Raw genomic sequence first — 15,975 nt, forward strand, 5'->3', positions numbered from 1 at the left:
TTACTTTAGTTCTTTCTTTTGGAATAAATAATAGCTAGCCCCTAGATAAATCAAGGAAAAGAGGCAGGCAATAAGGGTGCTGCCATTCCAAGTGCTTTCCGTATTCTGCAAGGTAAGAAAGAGATAGATGTTCTTTGGAAGAGGTAGATGGAGGAGATTTTCACTAATCAGATGAAGAACATTATCAAAAAGGAGAGCTATGAGGATAAAGGAAAGATAGGCTTGATTGATTTTTGGAAGAGTAATAAAAATGATGGAAGCAAGGAGAATGATACAGGTGTAAAGGGGGACTTGATGAATAAAGATTGACCAGACATCTGCGAAGTTAACTGCTCCTCCAAGAATAAGCCGAAAAGCACAGGAAAGACCGTAAGCTAAAGAGATATAGAGGAGATTGAGGATGAGATTTGCAAGGATTTTATAGAGAAAGATAGACTTTCTTTCTTGCCGTTTGACGATGAGATTGTTAATAGTCCGATGGTGGAAATCTTCCCCAAAGAGGAGATTGGTAGGGACAAGGAAGAAGAGGGGGAGAAATTGGGTCAAGAGCTGGATAAGGGTAAGGGTTTCTTCACTTGATGGGACGCTGCTGAGTAAGAGAGCAGCCAGGAGGGTCAATCCCAATAAAATGGCTAAAGATAGGACCAATTTTCTCTCTTTTAGGATACGGTAGAGGTCAGCTTTAAGATAATTCATGGCTAGTTTCTCCTTTTTGGATGAGTTGTAGATAGTAGCTTTCAAAGGCTATTTTCTTGTTAAAAATCTCTTTGAGGTCAATATTTTCCTGAATGAGGTCTGTGATAAGGGGCATCACTGCTGTTTCCTTAGGAAGAATGAAATAGTGGTCCTCTTCTTGGAAAGGAATGGCTTGTTTTTGGAGAAGAAGAGCAGTTTTTTCTTGATCAGAAGTCGCTAGGTAGAGCTTTTCGTCTAGTTCCTGCTGGAGTTGCTCTTTTGAAAATTCTTTTAAAACCTTCCCCTTGTGCATGATAATGTAGCGGTCAACGACTAGTTCCAGCTCAGACAGGATATGGCTGGAAATCAAAATAGTCATTTGGTACTGTTCACGGAGCTTGAGGATAATATTTCGCATATCTCGAATGCCTGCGGGGTCTAAGCCGTTGATAGGTTCATCGAGAATGAGAAAATCCGGTTGATCCAAGATAGCCATAGCAATGGCAAGTCTTTGTCGCATACCAAGAGAGAAATCCTTGGCTTTCTTGTGGGGGTCAACCTGTCCTAGACCGACTGTTTCAAGAGCTTTCTGAATCGTTTCTTTCTTGTTTTTTAACCCTAATTGCAAGGCAATATAGTGGAGATTACCCTCGGCAGAAAGATTGGGTTGGAGGGCTGGAGATTCAATCAAGGCTCCGATTCGGTAGGCTTGATCCTTGAGAATTTGGCCAGAGCTTGCAGGAATCAGGCCAGAGAGGATTCGCAAAAGCGTCGTCTTTCCAGCGCCGTTTTCCCCGACCAGACCGCAGATTTCCCCTTTTTGAATGGAGAAAGAAATGTGGTCAACAGCGAACTGTTGCTTGTATTGCTTGGTGAGTTTGTCAAGAGTGAGAAGTGTAGTCATATCATGCTCCTTTATCAGTTAGAAATGTTTTTTTAAAGTAGTTATCATGAGTATTATTGATAAAAATAGATAGATGTAGATAATATTTTTAAATGAAATGATTAAGATTAGAGTAGTGAAACTGAGTTGAATAATCAATGTACCTATTTGAAAAATTGTACTAATGCTACCTGTCAAGATACCTATTTTTTCTTGAGATAGGTTGTTGAGGATAAATGCATAAAATTTAGGATTGATGCTTCCGCTTAAAAAACCTAAACTAAATAGAATAAAGCTATATAGCCAGATATTCTGCAATAAGAAAGATAGGAAGAGGAGAGGGAGACACAATGTTGCTATGATTATACATGATTCTAGGGTTCTATTTCCTAAGATTGTTGCTCCACTGATATTTCCGATGATATTACTAATTATCAAAATCGTGCTGACTAATGCAATAGTTGTAGCATTATTGATGATCACAAATTGTTGATATTGAGAAATCATTGTAACTGTTAGAGGAGTAATGATTGAAAAGAGTCCATTAATTACCATGATTATCATTAAGAAATTTTTGAGCAGTGGAACTCTGAATATTTCTTTTAGAGCTAGTTGAATAGATTCTTTTAAACTTTCTGTTTCTTCTATAGTTATATCATCATTGGATACTTTTTGCAATTTAGAACGAATAACCAGCATTATGAGAGCACAGATTAGAAAGATAAAGGCATTCATAAAAGCTAGTGTGTGGTAACTAATCCAAGTGATAAGAACAGCTCCACTAAGTTTAAAGAGAATATCCGCAATAGCTGAAATACTTTGAGTAGATGCGAATATTTTTTCCCTATCTTCTTCTGAAATGAGCTGGATTTCAATTGGTAAATAGAGTGCATTTTCGTATTGTCCAAGTAAATCAGATAATAAATTTAGAATAGATATGATTAAGATAATCCAAAGAGAAGGAGAAAATCTCAAAATAAATCCTGCACTGAGATAGATTATAAATCTTAGAACCTGAGTTAAAAGGATTCCTTCTATTTTTTAGTTGTTTTATCTGCTAAGTGTCCTAGGACTATTTTAAATAGAATAGGGAGACTTTCAGATAAAGTTACAATTGAGATAGCAAATTGATGTTCAGGAACAAGTAGAACATAGTTCATCAGAGCTAAATAGTATAGAGTGTCCCCAAAATCAGACAAGAGATCGCTAATAAAAACTGATATATAAATCTGATATTTTTTTAAAATATTCATAGTCATTACCACTCATGAGTAATTTTAATAGATCTACTCTCAAATATAGGATTAGTAGATGGAAAATGATTTTCATGATATTTTGACGTCATTGGTTTAGGTAAAATGTTCATGGGTAGAATGGATAGTAGTGGGAACATTTTTTTCATGGGGGTATAACCTCTTTCATATTTTCTTTTTATTTCTCTTTATTTCTTTTTATTTCTTTTTAAATATGATATAATTTTTTTAGCGCATGATTATTTTTATTACATAAGTGTAAAAAAGGATAGAGAAATGGAAGAATTTGGCAAAGTTTTTAAAATTATTCGGGAATCGAAAAATATGTCTTTGAAAGAGGTTGCTGGAGAGTATGTAACTCCAGCACAATTATCACGTTTTGAGAATGGAAAGAGTAATTTATCAGTTGATACGTTTTTCCACTGTTTGAATAATATGGATGTTTTACAGGGCGAGTTTTTTACACTATATAGTATGTATTACCAAGTAGAAGATATTCGTTTGTCTCAGGAACTATATAAGGCTTTAGATAGTGGGAATATTGCTTATTTTAAAAATAAAATTATGGAATATGAAAAGAAGTATGCTACCACAAATAGAAAGTCAGACCGATTACTGATTTCAGTCTTTCATGTTTTCATTTATGATTGTGATTCTTCCTATGTTATTCCTGAAAAGGAGAAGACGAATATTGTAGACTATTTATTGTCGATTGATGAATGGTGTCTTTATGAATTATGGATTTTGGGAAATTGTGTGCGATCTTTGAGTACAAAAACTTTAAGTATTTTAGGGATGGAGTTGATAAAACACACTCAATTTTACCATAATATAGAGGAAAACAGAAGGAGAGTCTACAGGGTTTTATTAAATATAACGGGTGAGTTATTGGGAAGAAGAGAAGAAAAATATGCTATAAAGTTTATTAGAACCTTGAATAATTTAGAAATTTTAGAGAAAGACTTAATAGAAAGATTACAACTAAAATTTTGTAAAGCCCATTTAAGATATTTGCAAGGTTTTGAGGATGCATTAGATATTATGAAAGAGTGTTTAAAAATGACAGATTTTTTAGAGTGTTATAGAATTTCTAGACAAATTGAACAAACTATTATCCAACTTACAGAAATTACAGATATGTAATGATTTTAAAGTTGATGAGTTTTTCCTGTAGAATGATTCTTGTAAGTCTTACAAACAACAGAAATATTTCGGAGGAAAAACAAATGACTAAGTTTGTAAAAAATGTAAATCGTAACCCTAAATTGGTGAAGTCTGGTCGAAGAAAAACAGTGAATACATTTATCTGTTTTGGTAAATTTTAATCAGGTTTCAATGAAAAAAGATATTGCTAATATTAAACAGCAATATCTCTTTTTAATATATAAGTAATTAAAGGAGCATGCCATCATGAAAAAAATGATTATTATTACAGTTACACTTTTATTAGGAGTTGGTTTTCTATCATTCTTTGAGCTTGTAAAACCATCAACTGCAAAGCCAACAAACCACAAATTTATTACATTTGGAAAGGTTGATTTTTCAGACGATGATTCTGATAACGATTATGATTCAGACGATGATTCTGATTCAGACGATTCAGATGAAAACACAAGTTGGTTTGAAAATTTTATTGAGAATCATAAAACACCATTCTCTAAGACAATTCAAAAATAGAGATGTAGGTGGTATATATGAGTATTTCTTTTACTTATAGAAATATAAAATATAAACCTTCAAATATCTTTGGTTTCAAAATTCATATATCAGCTACTTTTGAGAACTATAAGACAATAGTAGAAGCCGTCATCCCTTTTTTAGATAAGGAAAAAATAGCTTACAAATTTATAGAGAATGAATCAGATATTTTTTATAATTTTTCTGTTTTTGAGGATGCAGCTGAGTCTGGCAAATTAATTACTATATATCCTCAACCTCATCAATTTAGAGAAGTCGTTGAAAAATTGTATCAAATATTACCAAGAGAAGCTGAAGGCATTTATATTTTAAGTGACCGAAATTACAAAGATTCGAGTATCTTATTTTATCGATTTGGTTTAATTCAATACTCATCAACTTCTTTTCAAGAGGGTATTCCTACATTAACCACTATAGAAGGAGATATTTGGCAGGACTATCAGAAAACTTATTTTGATTTACCGCCTTGGATAGATGATATCCAGGAAGAAATAGTAGAAGAAGAGGGTTATCTTGAAAAGAATTATGAAGTACTGGATTCACTTCATAACAGCAATGGTGGAAATATTTACCTTTGTCAAGATAAGAAATTTTCTTCTCTTGTTGTACTAAAGGAGAGTCGCCCTCATATTCTTAGTTTTCAAAATATAGAGAAGAGAGAACTGCGTCAGAAAGAATATGACATAACAATACGTTTACAAGAATTAGGGGTAGAAAATATCCTAAGACCTGTTGAATGTGTTGACGAATGGATTAATAGATACTTTATTTATAACTATATAGAGGGAGAAAACTTACTAGATATTTGTAAGGAGTTTGGAATAAATGCCTATTCCAGAAGCCACAAATCAAAAAACTTGAGATTATTTAACCAATTTCTATCCTTAGTAAAATCTTTATCTACTCAGATTAATTATTTTCACTCTAAACAGTTGATTCTTAATGATATACATCCAGAGAATTTTATAATGGATAGTTCAGGGAAAATACATTTTATAGACCTGGAAAATTCTTATTTCTATGGTGAAAAACCATTTGTTGGAATCGAGAGTAAAATTAGTTTGAAACAATGGAATCACTTAGATGGTAAGGTAGCAGATTATCATAAGTTAGGAAATACTCTTTTGTGTCTATTAGCACGTCTATATATTGGGGAACAGCCTAACAAAGAATTAGAAATCCTAGATGATCTACTACTATCTTATGGTATAAAAACTAATTTATCTAGTTTTATTGATTATTTATTATCTGATGAGGTTAATGCTGAAGGGGTGAAAAATTGGCTAGAAAAGCTATACTCTCAGCCTATTCTAATAGAAGAAACTTTGCCAGAGCTGCAGCCAATAGTACCAGTATCATTTTTAGACAGAGTTAAAACACTTTGTTTTTCATACAAGAAATATGAGCACTATTTATCAAACGGCAAAGATATAACTGCTCAAGATGAAACTTCAGTTAGGTCTCTCATGAGTACTGAGAATAATTTGGGGATAGGTGGACTATCAGGAATTATTATCTTATTTTCTGAGATGGGATTAAATAGCCTAGTTGAAGATGGAGTAAATTTGTTATTAAGTCGTTTAGTAGAAATTGATGAGGAGCTTTTGGTGCCTATTGGTAATGGTTTCTACTCTCCATACATTTACAATGGATTAGCAGGAGTTATCCAAGCATTGTACTATGTAGATAAAAACAAATATCGTAAGTTGATTATGAAATTACGAAAAAGTCTTTTAGTGCAGTTTGCTCAATATGAAGATTACGATCGAGGAATGTTGGGAATAGCAGACACATTATTATTGACAATGAAATATCAAACTAATAAATCTGTTATGCAGTATATAGAATCTTTGATGTTGAATAGTCACATATATCATAGACATCGTAATCATGAATTATCAAATTTTAATCAAGTTTTAGATACTTATAATCAAATATGTAGTAAGTATTGATTTGGAAATTTTAAATCAAATTAGGAGTAGTTATGGTAAATTTGAAGGACAACTTTTATGAGGCAGTTAATAGTAGCTGGTTACAACAAGTAACATTAAAAGAAACTCAAACTCATGTAGATAATTTTACGGTAACTACAGACCTTATAGAGAGTATTTTACATCAAAAAATTAGAGAATGGATGGAAGGAGAAAAACTTCCAGAAGGTTCGTATCTAGATGATTTTCTAAAGTTTTATTCTCAAGCAGTAGATTTTAAAGAAAGAGAGAGAATAGGAATCACGCCTATTTTATCCGCTATTGATGAGTATAGAGAAATAAAATCATTTAAAGATTATACTTCTAAAATTTCTTCAATGGAATTAGAAGGAAAACCTAATTTTTTACCTTTTAATGTAGCACCTGACTTATTCAATACACAATTGAATGTTTTGTGGGCTGATGCTCCTAACTTGATTTTACATGATATTAGTTATTATGATGATAATGAAGAAGGAAATTTCTTACTTCAAGAATGGAAAAAATGTCAAAAAGAGTTATTGATGGAATTAGGTTTCTCAGTAGCTGAGTCAGAAGATGTTTTAGACAAGGTCATTGAACTAGATAAATTAATATCTAAACACCTACTATCAAATGAAGAACGGTTAGACGTGAAAAATACTTATATTTCATACGACTTCCACTCATTTTCTAAGCTAGTACCAGAGTTACCTTTAATTTCTTTTTTTGAAGATATATTAGGAGAAGTTCCTTCTAAAATAATTGTTTCAGAGCAACGTTTTTGGGAAGATTTTGCTAAAGAGCTATATTCAGAAAAGTATTGGGAATATCTCAAAGCTCGATTAATCTATATAATCTCTACAACCTGTATTTCATGTCTGACAGAAAATATTCGCTGTCTTTCTGAATCTTTTAATAGATTTTTAATGGGAACAGAAGAAGTTGACCCTCCAGAAGTAGGAGCATTTAACTTAGCACAATTTGCATTTAGTAATGAACTAGGCTATTGGTACTCACAAAATTATTTGTCTTTTGAAGATATACAATATATTCGAGAAATGGTTGACGGTATAATAAGTATGTATTGCTGTCAGATTCGTAATACAAAACAATTAGAAGAACATTCTCGAAAAAAATCTTTGGAGAAGCTGAAAAATATGGTAATTCAAATAGGCGGTCCTACAGAGCTAATGACTACAACACTAGTTAGTCAGGATCGAAATCTTTATGAGAATGCTAGAAATATTTTAAAACAATCAATCATAAATAATTGGAAAAAGTGGAATCAAAAAGTAGAACGTACAGATTGGGAGGTGCCTGCTTTTTCAGTAGACCCATTATATTATTCTCAGTTAAATAAAATTATACTTCCAGCAGGTCTGCTACAGAAACCTTTTTATTCTAGAGAGTACTCTAGAACTAAAAATCTATCAAGAATTGGTTTTTTAATTGCTCATGAAATTTCTCACGCTTTTGATATTGAGGGAGCTCTATTTGATGAAGTAGGTAATTTTGGTAACTGGTGGTCAGAAAAGGATAGTGTTGTATTCCAAGAGATGACTATGAAAATTATAGATCATTATAATCAAAGAGAAATGTTAGATTTAAAAGTTGATGGCTATTTAACTGCATCAGAAAACATTGCAGATATTGCAGGATTCTCATGTATATTAGAAATTGTAAAACAAGAATCAAGTACTGCCTTACAAGAATTGTTTATCAACTATGCTAAGCTATGGCGTTGTCTGTCTCGTAAAGAATATCTAGAATTTTCAATAATGAGCGATAATCATTCACCAAATAAACTTAGAGCAAATCTTGTATTGTCAAATACTAAAGAATTCTTAGAAACATTTGATATAGCAGAAGAAGATGGTATGTGGCAAGATCTAAATAAATGCATTACAATTTGGTAAAAAATATACTGGTTTTTTATAAACTAGTATATTTTTTTGAACAATATGATGTACTATGTTACAATATATTTGAGGTGAGTTTTAAGATAATAACAGTAAATATCAATAATACTTTTTTTGTAACTTAACGTTCTCTTTTCAAAATTTAAAAGAAAATCAATTTTTGATATTTTTCAAACAGGAAAATTTGATATTAATCATGTTAGTGAAAATTTAGATTTTATAAAAGGTTCGGAACTTTTAACTGATGATACTTTAGAATTGAGAAAGCGACAAAATAACTGTTTAATTTTGTTCATGTGAATTGCTGACAATCTCCAATTACTTTCCAGCTATGATTACATTATTGTAGATACTCATAATGATTCCAGTCTCCAGTCTGGTAACATCAAATTTCATATCTATAGCAGATAGTGTAATCGGGATAGCAGAGTCATATTTAATTACTAATAAAATTGAATACATCGGCAATACCTCAAAAGAATTTTTAGCAGCTGTTTCAGAAGAAAAAGTCCATCTTGGACAATTTTCTTCAATCTTTTTTGTTTTAATGGTAAATTTAAAAACTCTTAGAAACATCGTTATATCCGCATTTCTAAGAGTTTATATTATACGATAGTCAGACTCTAACATTACTATTTGTCTATTGTTGATAGGGTTTGTCTACGTTCTGAAACCAAGGTATGCACCTTGATCTTTCTTATTATGTGACTTTAATCCGTCTCGCTTGAATACTATTAAAGTATTTAATCCAATATGGTATAATAGAAGATGTAGAAAAGTAGAGACGGTAGCTCTTGTTTTCTGAAAGTGAGGTGGTACTTAATGTTGCATTCATCAAAATCCTACAGGAAGGAGGAGCATTGTTTGTCAGTGGCAGAAGCACTGCAAGTAATGTTTGCTTTTGGTGATTTCATCATCAGCTTGCTCACACTTGTAGTAGCTTTAATTGTTATGGGTAAACAAAAATAGCCGTCTACTTTAGCTGAGTTACGGCTATTTTTTTGTAACTATACTTAGCTACCGTCTTAAACGGTTCTACATGGAGTTGAGTTCCAGCTCAACTCCCTTCTATTTTCATTATATCATTTTTGAGCCAAAAGGCAACTCATTAACTATGTGAATCACGCCCGTACGCATGAAAAATTTCTCTTGCCCTTTTTGTGCCCACCTCCAATTTTTGAAATGATGACTGTATCGCTTAACCATCATATTATCAGTTGTCCCAATCACCATAAAAGAAATGCTTTTCTTAAACTTATAGCTATAATAATCTTTATCTACTTTTATAGCAATCACTTTTAGAAATTTTGTTATAATAAAACAGGAATGTAATTAGAAAGTGAAGCCTTATGACACCAAATAAAGAGGATTACTTAAAATGTATTTATGAATTAGGACAGAATTCTAATAAAATCACAAACAAACAAATTTCAGAAAGCATGGATGTCTCTGCACCAGCAGCTTCTGAGATGACCAAAAAAATGATTGCCCAAGAACTCATTCAAAAAGACAAGGAAAGGGGTTACATTTTATTAGAAAAAGGCTCAAGACTGGTATCTAAGCTCTACCGCAAACATCGCTTAATTGAGATACTGCTTTTAAATCATCTTAATTACTCAACAGATGAAGTACATGACGAGGCAGAAGTACTCGAGCATGTGGTTTCAGATCGTTTTATTGACCGCTTAGATAAAATGCTAGGATATCCTAAGGAATGCCCACACGGTGGTTCTATTCCGTCTCCAAACGAACCACTTGTAGAGGCTCATCAGCAAACGCTAAGCCAAATTAAAAAGCTAGGTGATTACACCATAGTACGTGTACGCGATAGTCACAATCTCCTCAACTATATGGAAAAATACCACTTAACCATTGGTACTAAACTCCAAGTACTAGAACACGATACCTACGCTGGTACTTTTACCATTATAGCAAACGGAAATACCTCTCAAATAACAGAAATTATCGCCAATCATATCTATGTTGACTAGAAAAACTCTGAACCGTTATCCAGAGTTTTTCTTGATTTTAACTTTAGATTAAAATAGCTAGAGTTTGATAAGGATTGAGAAGTAGTTTCTCATCAAGATTAGTATTTTCGTAATTACTGAGAAGCACTTGACCTTTAGTGTAAACCTCTGGTAAGGCGATTTCTGCCTTATCAGCACTGAAGTTATTGAGAACAAGGAGTTTTTGTCCAGCCAGTTGCCGCTCGAAAGCGTAAACTTGCTTACTGTCTTGATAAGCGGCTTTGTAATCTCCCTCTGAGATGATGGGGTAGTTTTTACGCAGAGCAATGAGTTTTTGATAAAAAGGAAAAATTTTCCCTGATTTTTCAGCAGTAACATTTATCTCTTTATAGGTTTTTCCAACGGCTAGCCAAGGTTTAGCGTTAGAAAAACCGGCATAGGCACTGTCATCCCATTGCATTGGCGTTCTAGAGTTATCACGTGACTTTGCCTTAATAATAGCAAAAGCTTCTTGTTCGCTTTTTCCTGAGTCAACCAATCCTTTATAAGCATTGAGACTTTCAATATCAACATAATCAGACATAGATGTAAAGTCAGGATCAAGCATACCAATCTCCTCACCCATGTAAACATATGGTGTCCCTCTTGAGAGATGGATGCTAGCAGCTAGCATCGTTGCCCCTTCGTTACGAAAGTTTTTCACATCCACAAAACGATTCAATGCACGCGGTTGATCATGATTATTCCAAAAAAGAGCACTCCAACCTCCACCCTCACTCATAGCCTCACCCCAAGTATGAAAGAGAGTTTTAAGACTATCAAAGTCAAAAGCTTTTAATGTCCATTTTTGCCCCTTATCATAGTCTACCTTGAGATGATGAAAATTAAAGACCATTGATAACTCACGTCGATTTGGGTTGCTATACTTGACACAGTTGTCAATTGTTGTAGAACTCATCTCACCGACAGTCATACTATTACTATCTTGCCCAAAACTAGCTTCGTTTAGCTCTCTTAGATACTCGTGTGTAATTGGACGATCGGTATAGGCGGGTTTTCCATCATTGATAGGACAATCCACTAAAGTCTCATCTTTACCGATGAGATTAACCACATCAAAGCGGAAATGCTTGACCCCTTTATCACGCCAAAAGTTGACAACCTTGAACAGTTCTTCTCGAACATTAGGATTACGCCAGTTAAGGTCGGCTTGTGTAACATCAAAAAGATGCAGATAATATTTCCCAGTATGACCAAAAGGTGCCCAAGCATTCCCACCAAATTTGGAAAGCCAGTCTGTTGGTTTATCCCTTAGAATAAAGAAATCTTGATAATAAGAATTACCTGCAAGTGCTTTTTGAAACCATTCATGTTCTGTTGAACAGTGGTTTAACACCATATCTAGCATAAGCTCGATACCATATAATTTAGCTGTTGAGACGAGTTCTTCAAAGTCTGTCATCGTTCCAAAGAGAGGGTTGACAGCAGTGTAATTTGAAATATCATAACCATTATCCCGCTGAGGACTAGGATAGAAAGGATTGAGCCAAATAATATCAATACCAAGCTCAGCCAGATAAGGCAATTTTTCCTTAATTCCTTGTAAATCTCCAACCCCATTTCCTGTAGTGTCTTTATAAGACTTAGGGTAAATTTGATAGACGACACTTTTTTTATCAAACGACATAAGTAATCCTCACTTTATGCTTTTAAATGCGACTAGCGCTCAAAATATCTTCACCACGGACGATAGTTGATGGTAAATCGCTCAAGGTATCCACTTGATAATCATTTTGATTGGTGATAATCAGAGGTGTTTCAGTAATATAACCAGCTTCTACTATAGTTGTTATATCAAAACTAATCAGCGGATCACCTACTTTAACTTTGTCCCCTTGCTTAATGTGTGCCTCAAATCCTTTACCATCTAGGTTGACCGTATCCATACCAATATGCATGAGTAACTCAACACCTTTATCTGAAATGATACCAACAGCATGTTTACTTGGAAAAAGAACAGATACCACGCCGTCTACAGGCGATACTAGTTCGCCCTCAGAAGGTTGGATAAGAACACCTTGTCCCATGACACCTTGAGCAAAAACGGGGTCAACAGCTTCTGAGAGAGGCTTCACTTCACCTGCGAGTGGACTCTTGATAATATCAACAGTACCTTTATTGATATCAGCCTTACTCTCTGCTTTCTCAATAGCTTCAACTTGAGGAGCTTTGACGGTTTCATCTTCGACTTTTGTAAAGTATCCTGCTTTTCTAAAGAATACCGTCAAGATAAATGGTACGACAATAGCAACCACCATCACTCCTGCAAATGGTAACATATATTGTGCCTTTATAGACAGAATACCAGGGATTCCACCGATACCGATAGCATTCGCTGTGATGTTAAAAGTCGTAGACAAAAGACCTGAAACACCCGCTCCAATCATTCCTGCTACAAAAGGATAGACATATTTGACATTGACACCAAAGAGAGCTGGTTCGGTGACACCGAGATAAGCAGAGATGGTCGCTGGAAGTGCAATCTGCGCTTCACGTTCATCGTGACGATTCATCCAATAATATGCAAAAACAGCAGAACCTTGTGCAATGTTAGATAAAGCAATCATTGGCCAAAGAGCTGTTCCACCTGTATCAGCAACCAGTTGAGTATCAATGGCATTAGTCATATGATGGAGACCAGTGATAACAAACGGTGCATAAAGAGCTCCAAAAACCGCTCCAAAAAGCCACTTGAAAGAACCTGTCAACCCCATAAGTACAATCGTCGAAATCCATTGACCAATTGTCCAACCTATCGGTCCAAGAACAGTATGTGCTAAAATAAGCGCCGGAATAAGAGAAAGAAATGGCACAAAAATCATAGACACCACTTCTGGGATAACTTTACGCCAGAAACGCTCCAAATAGGCTAAAGAAAGACCAGATAATAATGCAGGAATAACCTGTGCCTGATAACCAATACGCTTAATCGTAAAGAAACCAAAATTCCATACCCAGTTTTTAGCCATTTCAGATGCTGAAGTACTTGCCACATCATAGGCATTGAGTAACTGTGGCGAGACTAAGCAAATACCAAGCACAATACCTAAAATTTGTGATGTTCCCATCTTACGTGTCACAGACCAAACGATCCCTACTGGTAAAAAATGGAAAATGGCCTGAGCTGGTAACCATAAAAAGCTATTGACACCAGACCAAAATTGAGAGACATCAACAATCGTATTATAAATTGGTGTACCGTCTTTGGTAGTTTGCGCAACACCATCGACAATCTTGCGCCCTAGCCACTCCATTTGAACGCCTTCAAGGATATTTCTAAACCCTAAAATAAGCCCACCAACGATGATAGCTGGAATAATTGGTGTAAAAATCTCAGCTAGCAAGGTCATTATTTGCTGAATGATATTTTGATTACTCTTTGCAGCAGATTTAGCAGCTTCTTTTGATACCCCTTCTATACCAGATACCGCCGTAAAATCATTGTAGAAAAGCGGTACATCATTTCCTATGATGACTTGGAATTGACCAGCATTTGTAAAAGTTCCTTTAACGGATGAAATGTTTTCAATCGTTTTTGTATCAGCCTTTTTATCATCAACAAGAACAAAGCGCATACGAGTAGCACAATGCGTTACTGCACTAACATTCTCCTTCCCTCCAATCGCATCGAGCAGGGTTTTAGCATCCTGTTCAAATTTTCCCATAATATGTTTCCTCCTTCAAGTGCATGGGCTTGATTTTTATCATGTTTTTATTGTAACCGCTTTAAAAGTTGTATGCAAGTTATTCTATGATTTTTTGCTAAATTTTTGTTAAAATAATAAAGTTGTATGATTTTTAAAAGACAACTAAACGAAAAAACGGAGATTATAGACATGAAAAAATACCAAGCTATCGCTAGTGATCTAGAGAAAGCTATCCAAAATGGCAACTACCAACCTAACACTTTTTTACCAACCGAAGACAGCTTAGTCAAACACTATCAGGTCAGTCGTGACACGATTCGACGAGCTTTACGACAACTTAGTGAGCAAGGTCTCATCAAAAAAAGGCATGGAGCAGGCTCACAAGTCATCAAACAAAAACAAATTAACTTCCCAGTATCAGAATTAACAAGTTATCAAGAATTATCCCACCATCTCGATGTCTCGTCAAAAACAAATGTGATATCTATCGACAAGCTCATCGTTGATGAAGACTTAGCACAGCTCACAGGTTTTAAAGTAAATAGCCTCATTTGGCGTATTGTGAGACAAAGAGTTGTTGACGAGTTAGCTTCTGTCATTGATATTGACTATCTAAGAAAAGATTTGATCCCCGAGATGACCCGCCAAATAGCAGAACAGTCCATCTACCACTATTTAGAGGAAGAGCTAGGTCTTGACATCGCCTTTGCACAAAAAGAAATCACCATTGACCAACTGACAGATATGGATAAACTCTTATTAGACCTAGGGCAAGAACATCATGTCGTCTCCGTCAAGTCAAAAGTTTTCCTATCTAGTCAAGAACAGTTTCAATTTACCGAAAGTCGCCATAAACTCGAAAAATTCAAATTTGTTGACTTTGCTAGACGCAAAAAACATAAAAATTGACTTTTTAACTCCAATCATCCATAATGGGAGGTATGATGTTCTTTTTAATCCCTACCGCCAAAGAAATGGCACAAGCACATAAGCATATACCATGTAGCTTACCAGTAAAAGTAAAGACTATCGTTGAAACTATGGCAAAATTGTCACCGAGTGAGCTTGAAAAACTCTATCATATCAATCCTAAAGCCAGTCAAAAAGAGTATCAACGCTGGCAAAATTTTACTACAGATGACATGAAGTGTGACTCTGCGATTGCTATTTACAACGGATTGATGTACCGGAACTTAAAGCAAGAACCTTTTACCTCAGCGGATTGTGACTATCTTGCGCAAAATCTCCGTATCACATCCAGTCTTTACGGCATCATCTCACCTTTTGAGATGATTTCTGAACATCGCCTTGATTTTAATACACCTATTACCATTGAAGGTCATAATCTCAAAAACTACTGGCGAGCTGACTATGATTGCTTTTTACAAGAGAACACCTCGGTTATCTCGCTGTTGTCAAGTGAGTTTGAGGCGGTTTTTTCACCCCATTTACGTCAAAAACTCATCAAAATACAATTCTTCGAAAAACACCAAAATAAACTAAAAACGCACTCGAGCATCTCTAAAAAAGCTCGTGGGCAATTTCTTTTTCACGCAATGCGACAAAACTGCCAAAGTCTTCGCAGCTTAAAACAACTTAGCTGGAATGGGTTTTCCTATCAAGAGAACCTCTCGACGGAGCAAAAACTAGTCTTTATTAAACTCCGTTAAATTTTTACAGCCCACCTTGCCTTAACAAAATTGTCAAGACAGTTTTTATACCACCTCACCACTTATCTTCAGCTTTCCACAGTTTGTGGATAAGTTAGAGGATAAACTGGGGATAAGTTGACAAAAAAAGAACTCATTCTCCTTTTTGTTTGACAATTCTTGATAAATATCCACAAAATGTAGGGATTCCACCTGCTTTTGGTATTGATAATTCTATCAACTTTTTTAAACAAGTTATACACAATCTG

The 15,975-nt window shown here is 34.5% G+C and carries 16 protein-coding genes; 8 read left to right on the forward strand and 8 right to left on the reverse strand.

Annotated elements, in window-relative coordinates:
* From NXS10_RS02780 to NXS10_RS02795, 4 genes are read right to left on the reverse strand one after another with little or no spacing between them, the layout of a single operon-like run.
* Nucleotides 1-696: an ABC transporter permease gene (locus NXS10_RS02780; RefSeq protein WP_259137434.1), complete on the reverse strand. Its 696-nt coding sequence runs from the start codon at nucleotides 694-696 to the stop codon at nucleotides 1-3.
* On the reverse strand, nucleotides 683-1,579 hold the full coding sequence (locus tag NXS10_RS02785; protein WP_259137436.1) for an ATP-binding cassette domain-containing protein: 897 nt from the start codon (nucleotides 1,577-1,579) through the stop codon (nucleotides 683-685). The genes NXS10_RS02780 and NXS10_RS02785 overlap by 14 nt, the downstream gene beginning before the upstream one ends.
* A gap of 18 nt (nucleotides 1,580-1,597) precedes the next feature.
* Nucleotides 1,598-2,596: an MFS transporter gene (locus tag NXS10_RS02790; protein ID WP_308445754.1), complete on the reverse strand. Its 999-nt coding sequence runs from the start codon at nucleotides 2,594-2,596 to the stop codon at nucleotides 1,598-1,600.
* The gene (locus NXS10_RS02795; protein WP_259137438.1) at nucleotides 2,593-2,817 is read right to left on the reverse strand and encodes a hypothetical protein; all 225 of its coding nucleotides are present in this window, start codon (nucleotides 2,815-2,817) and stop codon (nucleotides 2,593-2,595) included. The genes NXS10_RS02790 and NXS10_RS02795 overlap by 4 nt, the downstream gene beginning before the upstream one ends.
* 270 nt (nucleotides 2,818-3,087) lie before the next feature.
* Between NXS10_RS02795 and NXS10_RS02800 the strand changes: the two genes are divergently transcribed.
* The 4 genes from NXS10_RS02800 (at nucleotide 3,088) to NXS10_RS02815 (ending at nucleotide 8,377) form a co-directional block, all read left to right on the forward strand.
* Nucleotides 3,088-3,954, forward strand: a complete 867-nt coding sequence (locus NXS10_RS02800) for a helix-turn-helix domain-containing protein (RefSeq protein WP_259137440.1) — start codon at nucleotides 3,088-3,090, stop codon at nucleotides 3,952-3,954.
* 267 nt (nucleotides 3,955-4,221) lie between these two features.
* Nucleotides 4,222-4,488, forward strand: a complete 267-nt coding sequence (locus tag NXS10_RS02805; protein ID WP_259137441.1) for a hypothetical protein — start codon at nucleotides 4,222-4,224, stop codon at nucleotides 4,486-4,488.
* Between the two features lie 17 nt (nucleotides 4,489-4,505).
* Nucleotides 4,506-6,461, forward strand: coding sequence for a class III lanthionine synthetase LanKC N-terminal domain-containing protein (locus tag NXS10_RS02810; RefSeq protein WP_259137443.1), 1,956 nt, complete (start codon nucleotides 4,506-4,508; stop codon nucleotides 6,459-6,461).
* 32 nt (nucleotides 6,462-6,493) lie between these two features.
* A complete protein-coding gene (locus NXS10_RS02815) occupies nucleotides 6,494-8,377 on the forward strand; it encodes a M13 family metallopeptidase (protein WP_259137444.1) in 1,884 nt (627 codons plus the stop codon).
* A 321-nt stretch (nucleotides 8,378-8,698) separates the two neighbouring features.
* Here the strand turns inward: NXS10_RS02815 and NXS10_RS02820 are convergent, their stop codons facing one another.
* Nucleotides 8,699-8,956, reverse strand: a complete 258-nt coding sequence (locus tag NXS10_RS02820) for a hypothetical protein (RefSeq protein ID WP_259137446.1) — start codon at nucleotides 8,954-8,956, stop codon at nucleotides 8,699-8,701.
* A gap of 294 nt (nucleotides 8,957-9,250) precedes the next feature.
* Between NXS10_RS02820 and NXS10_RS02825 the strand changes: the two genes are divergently transcribed.
* A complete protein-coding gene (locus NXS10_RS02825) occupies nucleotides 9,251-9,349 on the forward strand; it encodes a putative holin-like toxin (RefSeq protein WP_259137621.1) in 99 nt (32 codons plus the stop codon).
* Between the two features lie 108 nt (nucleotides 9,350-9,457).
* On the opposite strand, the gene NXS10_RS02830 is transcribed toward NXS10_RS02825, so the two are convergent.
* Nucleotides 9,458-9,676, reverse strand: a complete 219-nt coding sequence (locus NXS10_RS02830; protein WP_259137448.1) for a hypothetical protein — start codon at nucleotides 9,674-9,676, stop codon at nucleotides 9,458-9,460.
* A gap of 53 nt (nucleotides 9,677-9,729) precedes the next feature.
* Here NXS10_RS02830 and NXS10_RS02835 point away from each other — a divergent pair, with 53 nt between their 5' ends.
* Nucleotides 9,730-10,371 carry a metal-dependent transcriptional regulator gene (locus NXS10_RS02835; RefSeq protein WP_259137450.1) on the forward strand — a complete coding sequence of 214 codons (642 nt, stop codon included), beginning with the start codon at nucleotides 9,730-9,732 and terminating at the stop codon, nucleotides 10,369-10,371.
* Between the two features lie 43 nt (nucleotides 10,372-10,414).
* On the opposite strand, the gene treC is transcribed toward NXS10_RS02835, so the two are convergent.
* Both treC and treP read right to left on the reverse strand, forming a co-directional pair.
* On the reverse strand, nucleotides 10,415-12,037 hold the full coding sequence (gene treC / locus NXS10_RS02840) for an alpha,alpha-phosphotrehalase (RefSeq protein WP_259137452.1): 1,623 nt from the start codon (nucleotides 12,035-12,037) through the stop codon (nucleotides 10,415-10,417).
* Nucleotides 12,038-12,059: 22 nt separating this feature from the next.
* Nucleotides 12,060-14,075, reverse strand: coding sequence for a PTS system trehalose-specific EIIBC component (treP, locus tag NXS10_RS02845; protein ID WP_259137454.1), 2,016 nt, complete (start codon nucleotides 14,073-14,075; stop codon nucleotides 12,060-12,062).
* A 171-nt stretch (nucleotides 14,076-14,246) separates the two neighbouring features.
* On the opposite strand from treP, the gene treR reads away from it, so the two are divergent.
* Both treR and yaaA read left to right on the forward strand, forming a co-directional pair.
* Complete coding sequence (gene treR / locus NXS10_RS02850) at nucleotides 14,247-14,966, forward strand: trehalose operon repressor (protein ID WP_259137456.1); 720 nt, start codon at nucleotides 14,247-14,249, stop codon at nucleotides 14,964-14,966.
* Nucleotides 14,967-14,998: 32 nt separating this feature from the next.
* The gene (gene yaaA, locus NXS10_RS02855; RefSeq protein ID WP_259137458.1) at nucleotides 14,999-15,727 is read left to right on the forward strand and encodes a peroxide stress protein YaaA; all 729 of its coding nucleotides are present in this window, start codon (nucleotides 14,999-15,001) and stop codon (nucleotides 15,725-15,727) included.
* The last annotated feature ends 248 nt before the right edge of the window (nucleotides 15,728-15,975 follow it).

Origin of the sequence: Streptococcus sciuri (assembly GCF_024814375.1) — a bacterium.
Lineage (GTDB): Bacteria > Bacillota > Bacilli > Lactobacillales > Streptococcaceae > Streptococcus > Streptococcus sciuri.

Coding starts and splice junctions, on each gene's coding strand:
- NXS10_RS02780 (WP_259137434.1), bottom strand. CDS start 696: ATGAATTATCTTAAAGCTGACCTCTACCGTATCCTAAAAGAGAGAAAA.
- NXS10_RS02785 (WP_259137436.1), bottom strand. CDS start 1,579: ATGACTACACTTCTCACTCTTGACAAACTCACCAAGCAATACAAGCAA.
- NXS10_RS02795 (WP_259137438.1), bottom strand. CDS start 2,817: ATGACTATGAATATTTTAAAAAAATATCAGATTTATATATCAGTTTTT.
- NXS10_RS02800 (WP_259137440.1), top strand. CDS start 3,088: ATGGAAGAATTTGGCAAAGTTTTTAAAATTATTCGGGAATCGAAAAAT.
- NXS10_RS02805 (WP_259137441.1), top strand. CDS start 4,222: ATGAAAAAAATGATTATTATTACAGTTACACTTTTATTAGGAGTTGGT.
- NXS10_RS02810 (WP_259137443.1), top strand. CDS start 4,506: ATGAGTATTTCTTTTACTTATAGAAATATAAAATATAAACCTTCAAAT.
- NXS10_RS02815 (WP_259137444.1), top strand. CDS start 6,494: ATGGTAAATTTGAAGGACAACTTTTATGAGGCAGTTAATAGTAGCTGG.
- NXS10_RS02820 (WP_259137446.1), bottom strand. CDS start 8,956: ATGTTTCTAAGAGTTTTTAAATTTACCATTAAAACAAAAAAGATTGAA.
- NXS10_RS02835 (WP_259137450.1), top strand. CDS start 9,730: ATGACACCAAATAAAGAGGATTACTTAAAATGTATTTATGAATTAGGA.
- treC (WP_259137452.1), bottom strand. CDS start 12,037: ATGTCGTTTGATAAAAAAAGTGTCGTCTATCAAATTTACCCTAAGTCT.
- treP (WP_259137454.1), bottom strand. CDS start 14,075: ATGGGAAAATTTGAACAGGATGCTAAAACCCTGCTCGATGCGATTGGA.
- treR (WP_259137456.1), top strand. CDS start 14,247: ATGAAAAAATACCAAGCTATCGCTAGTGATCTAGAGAAAGCTATCCAA.
- yaaA (WP_259137458.1), top strand. CDS start 14,999: ATGATGTTCTTTTTAATCCCTACCGCCAAAGAAATGGCACAAGCACAT.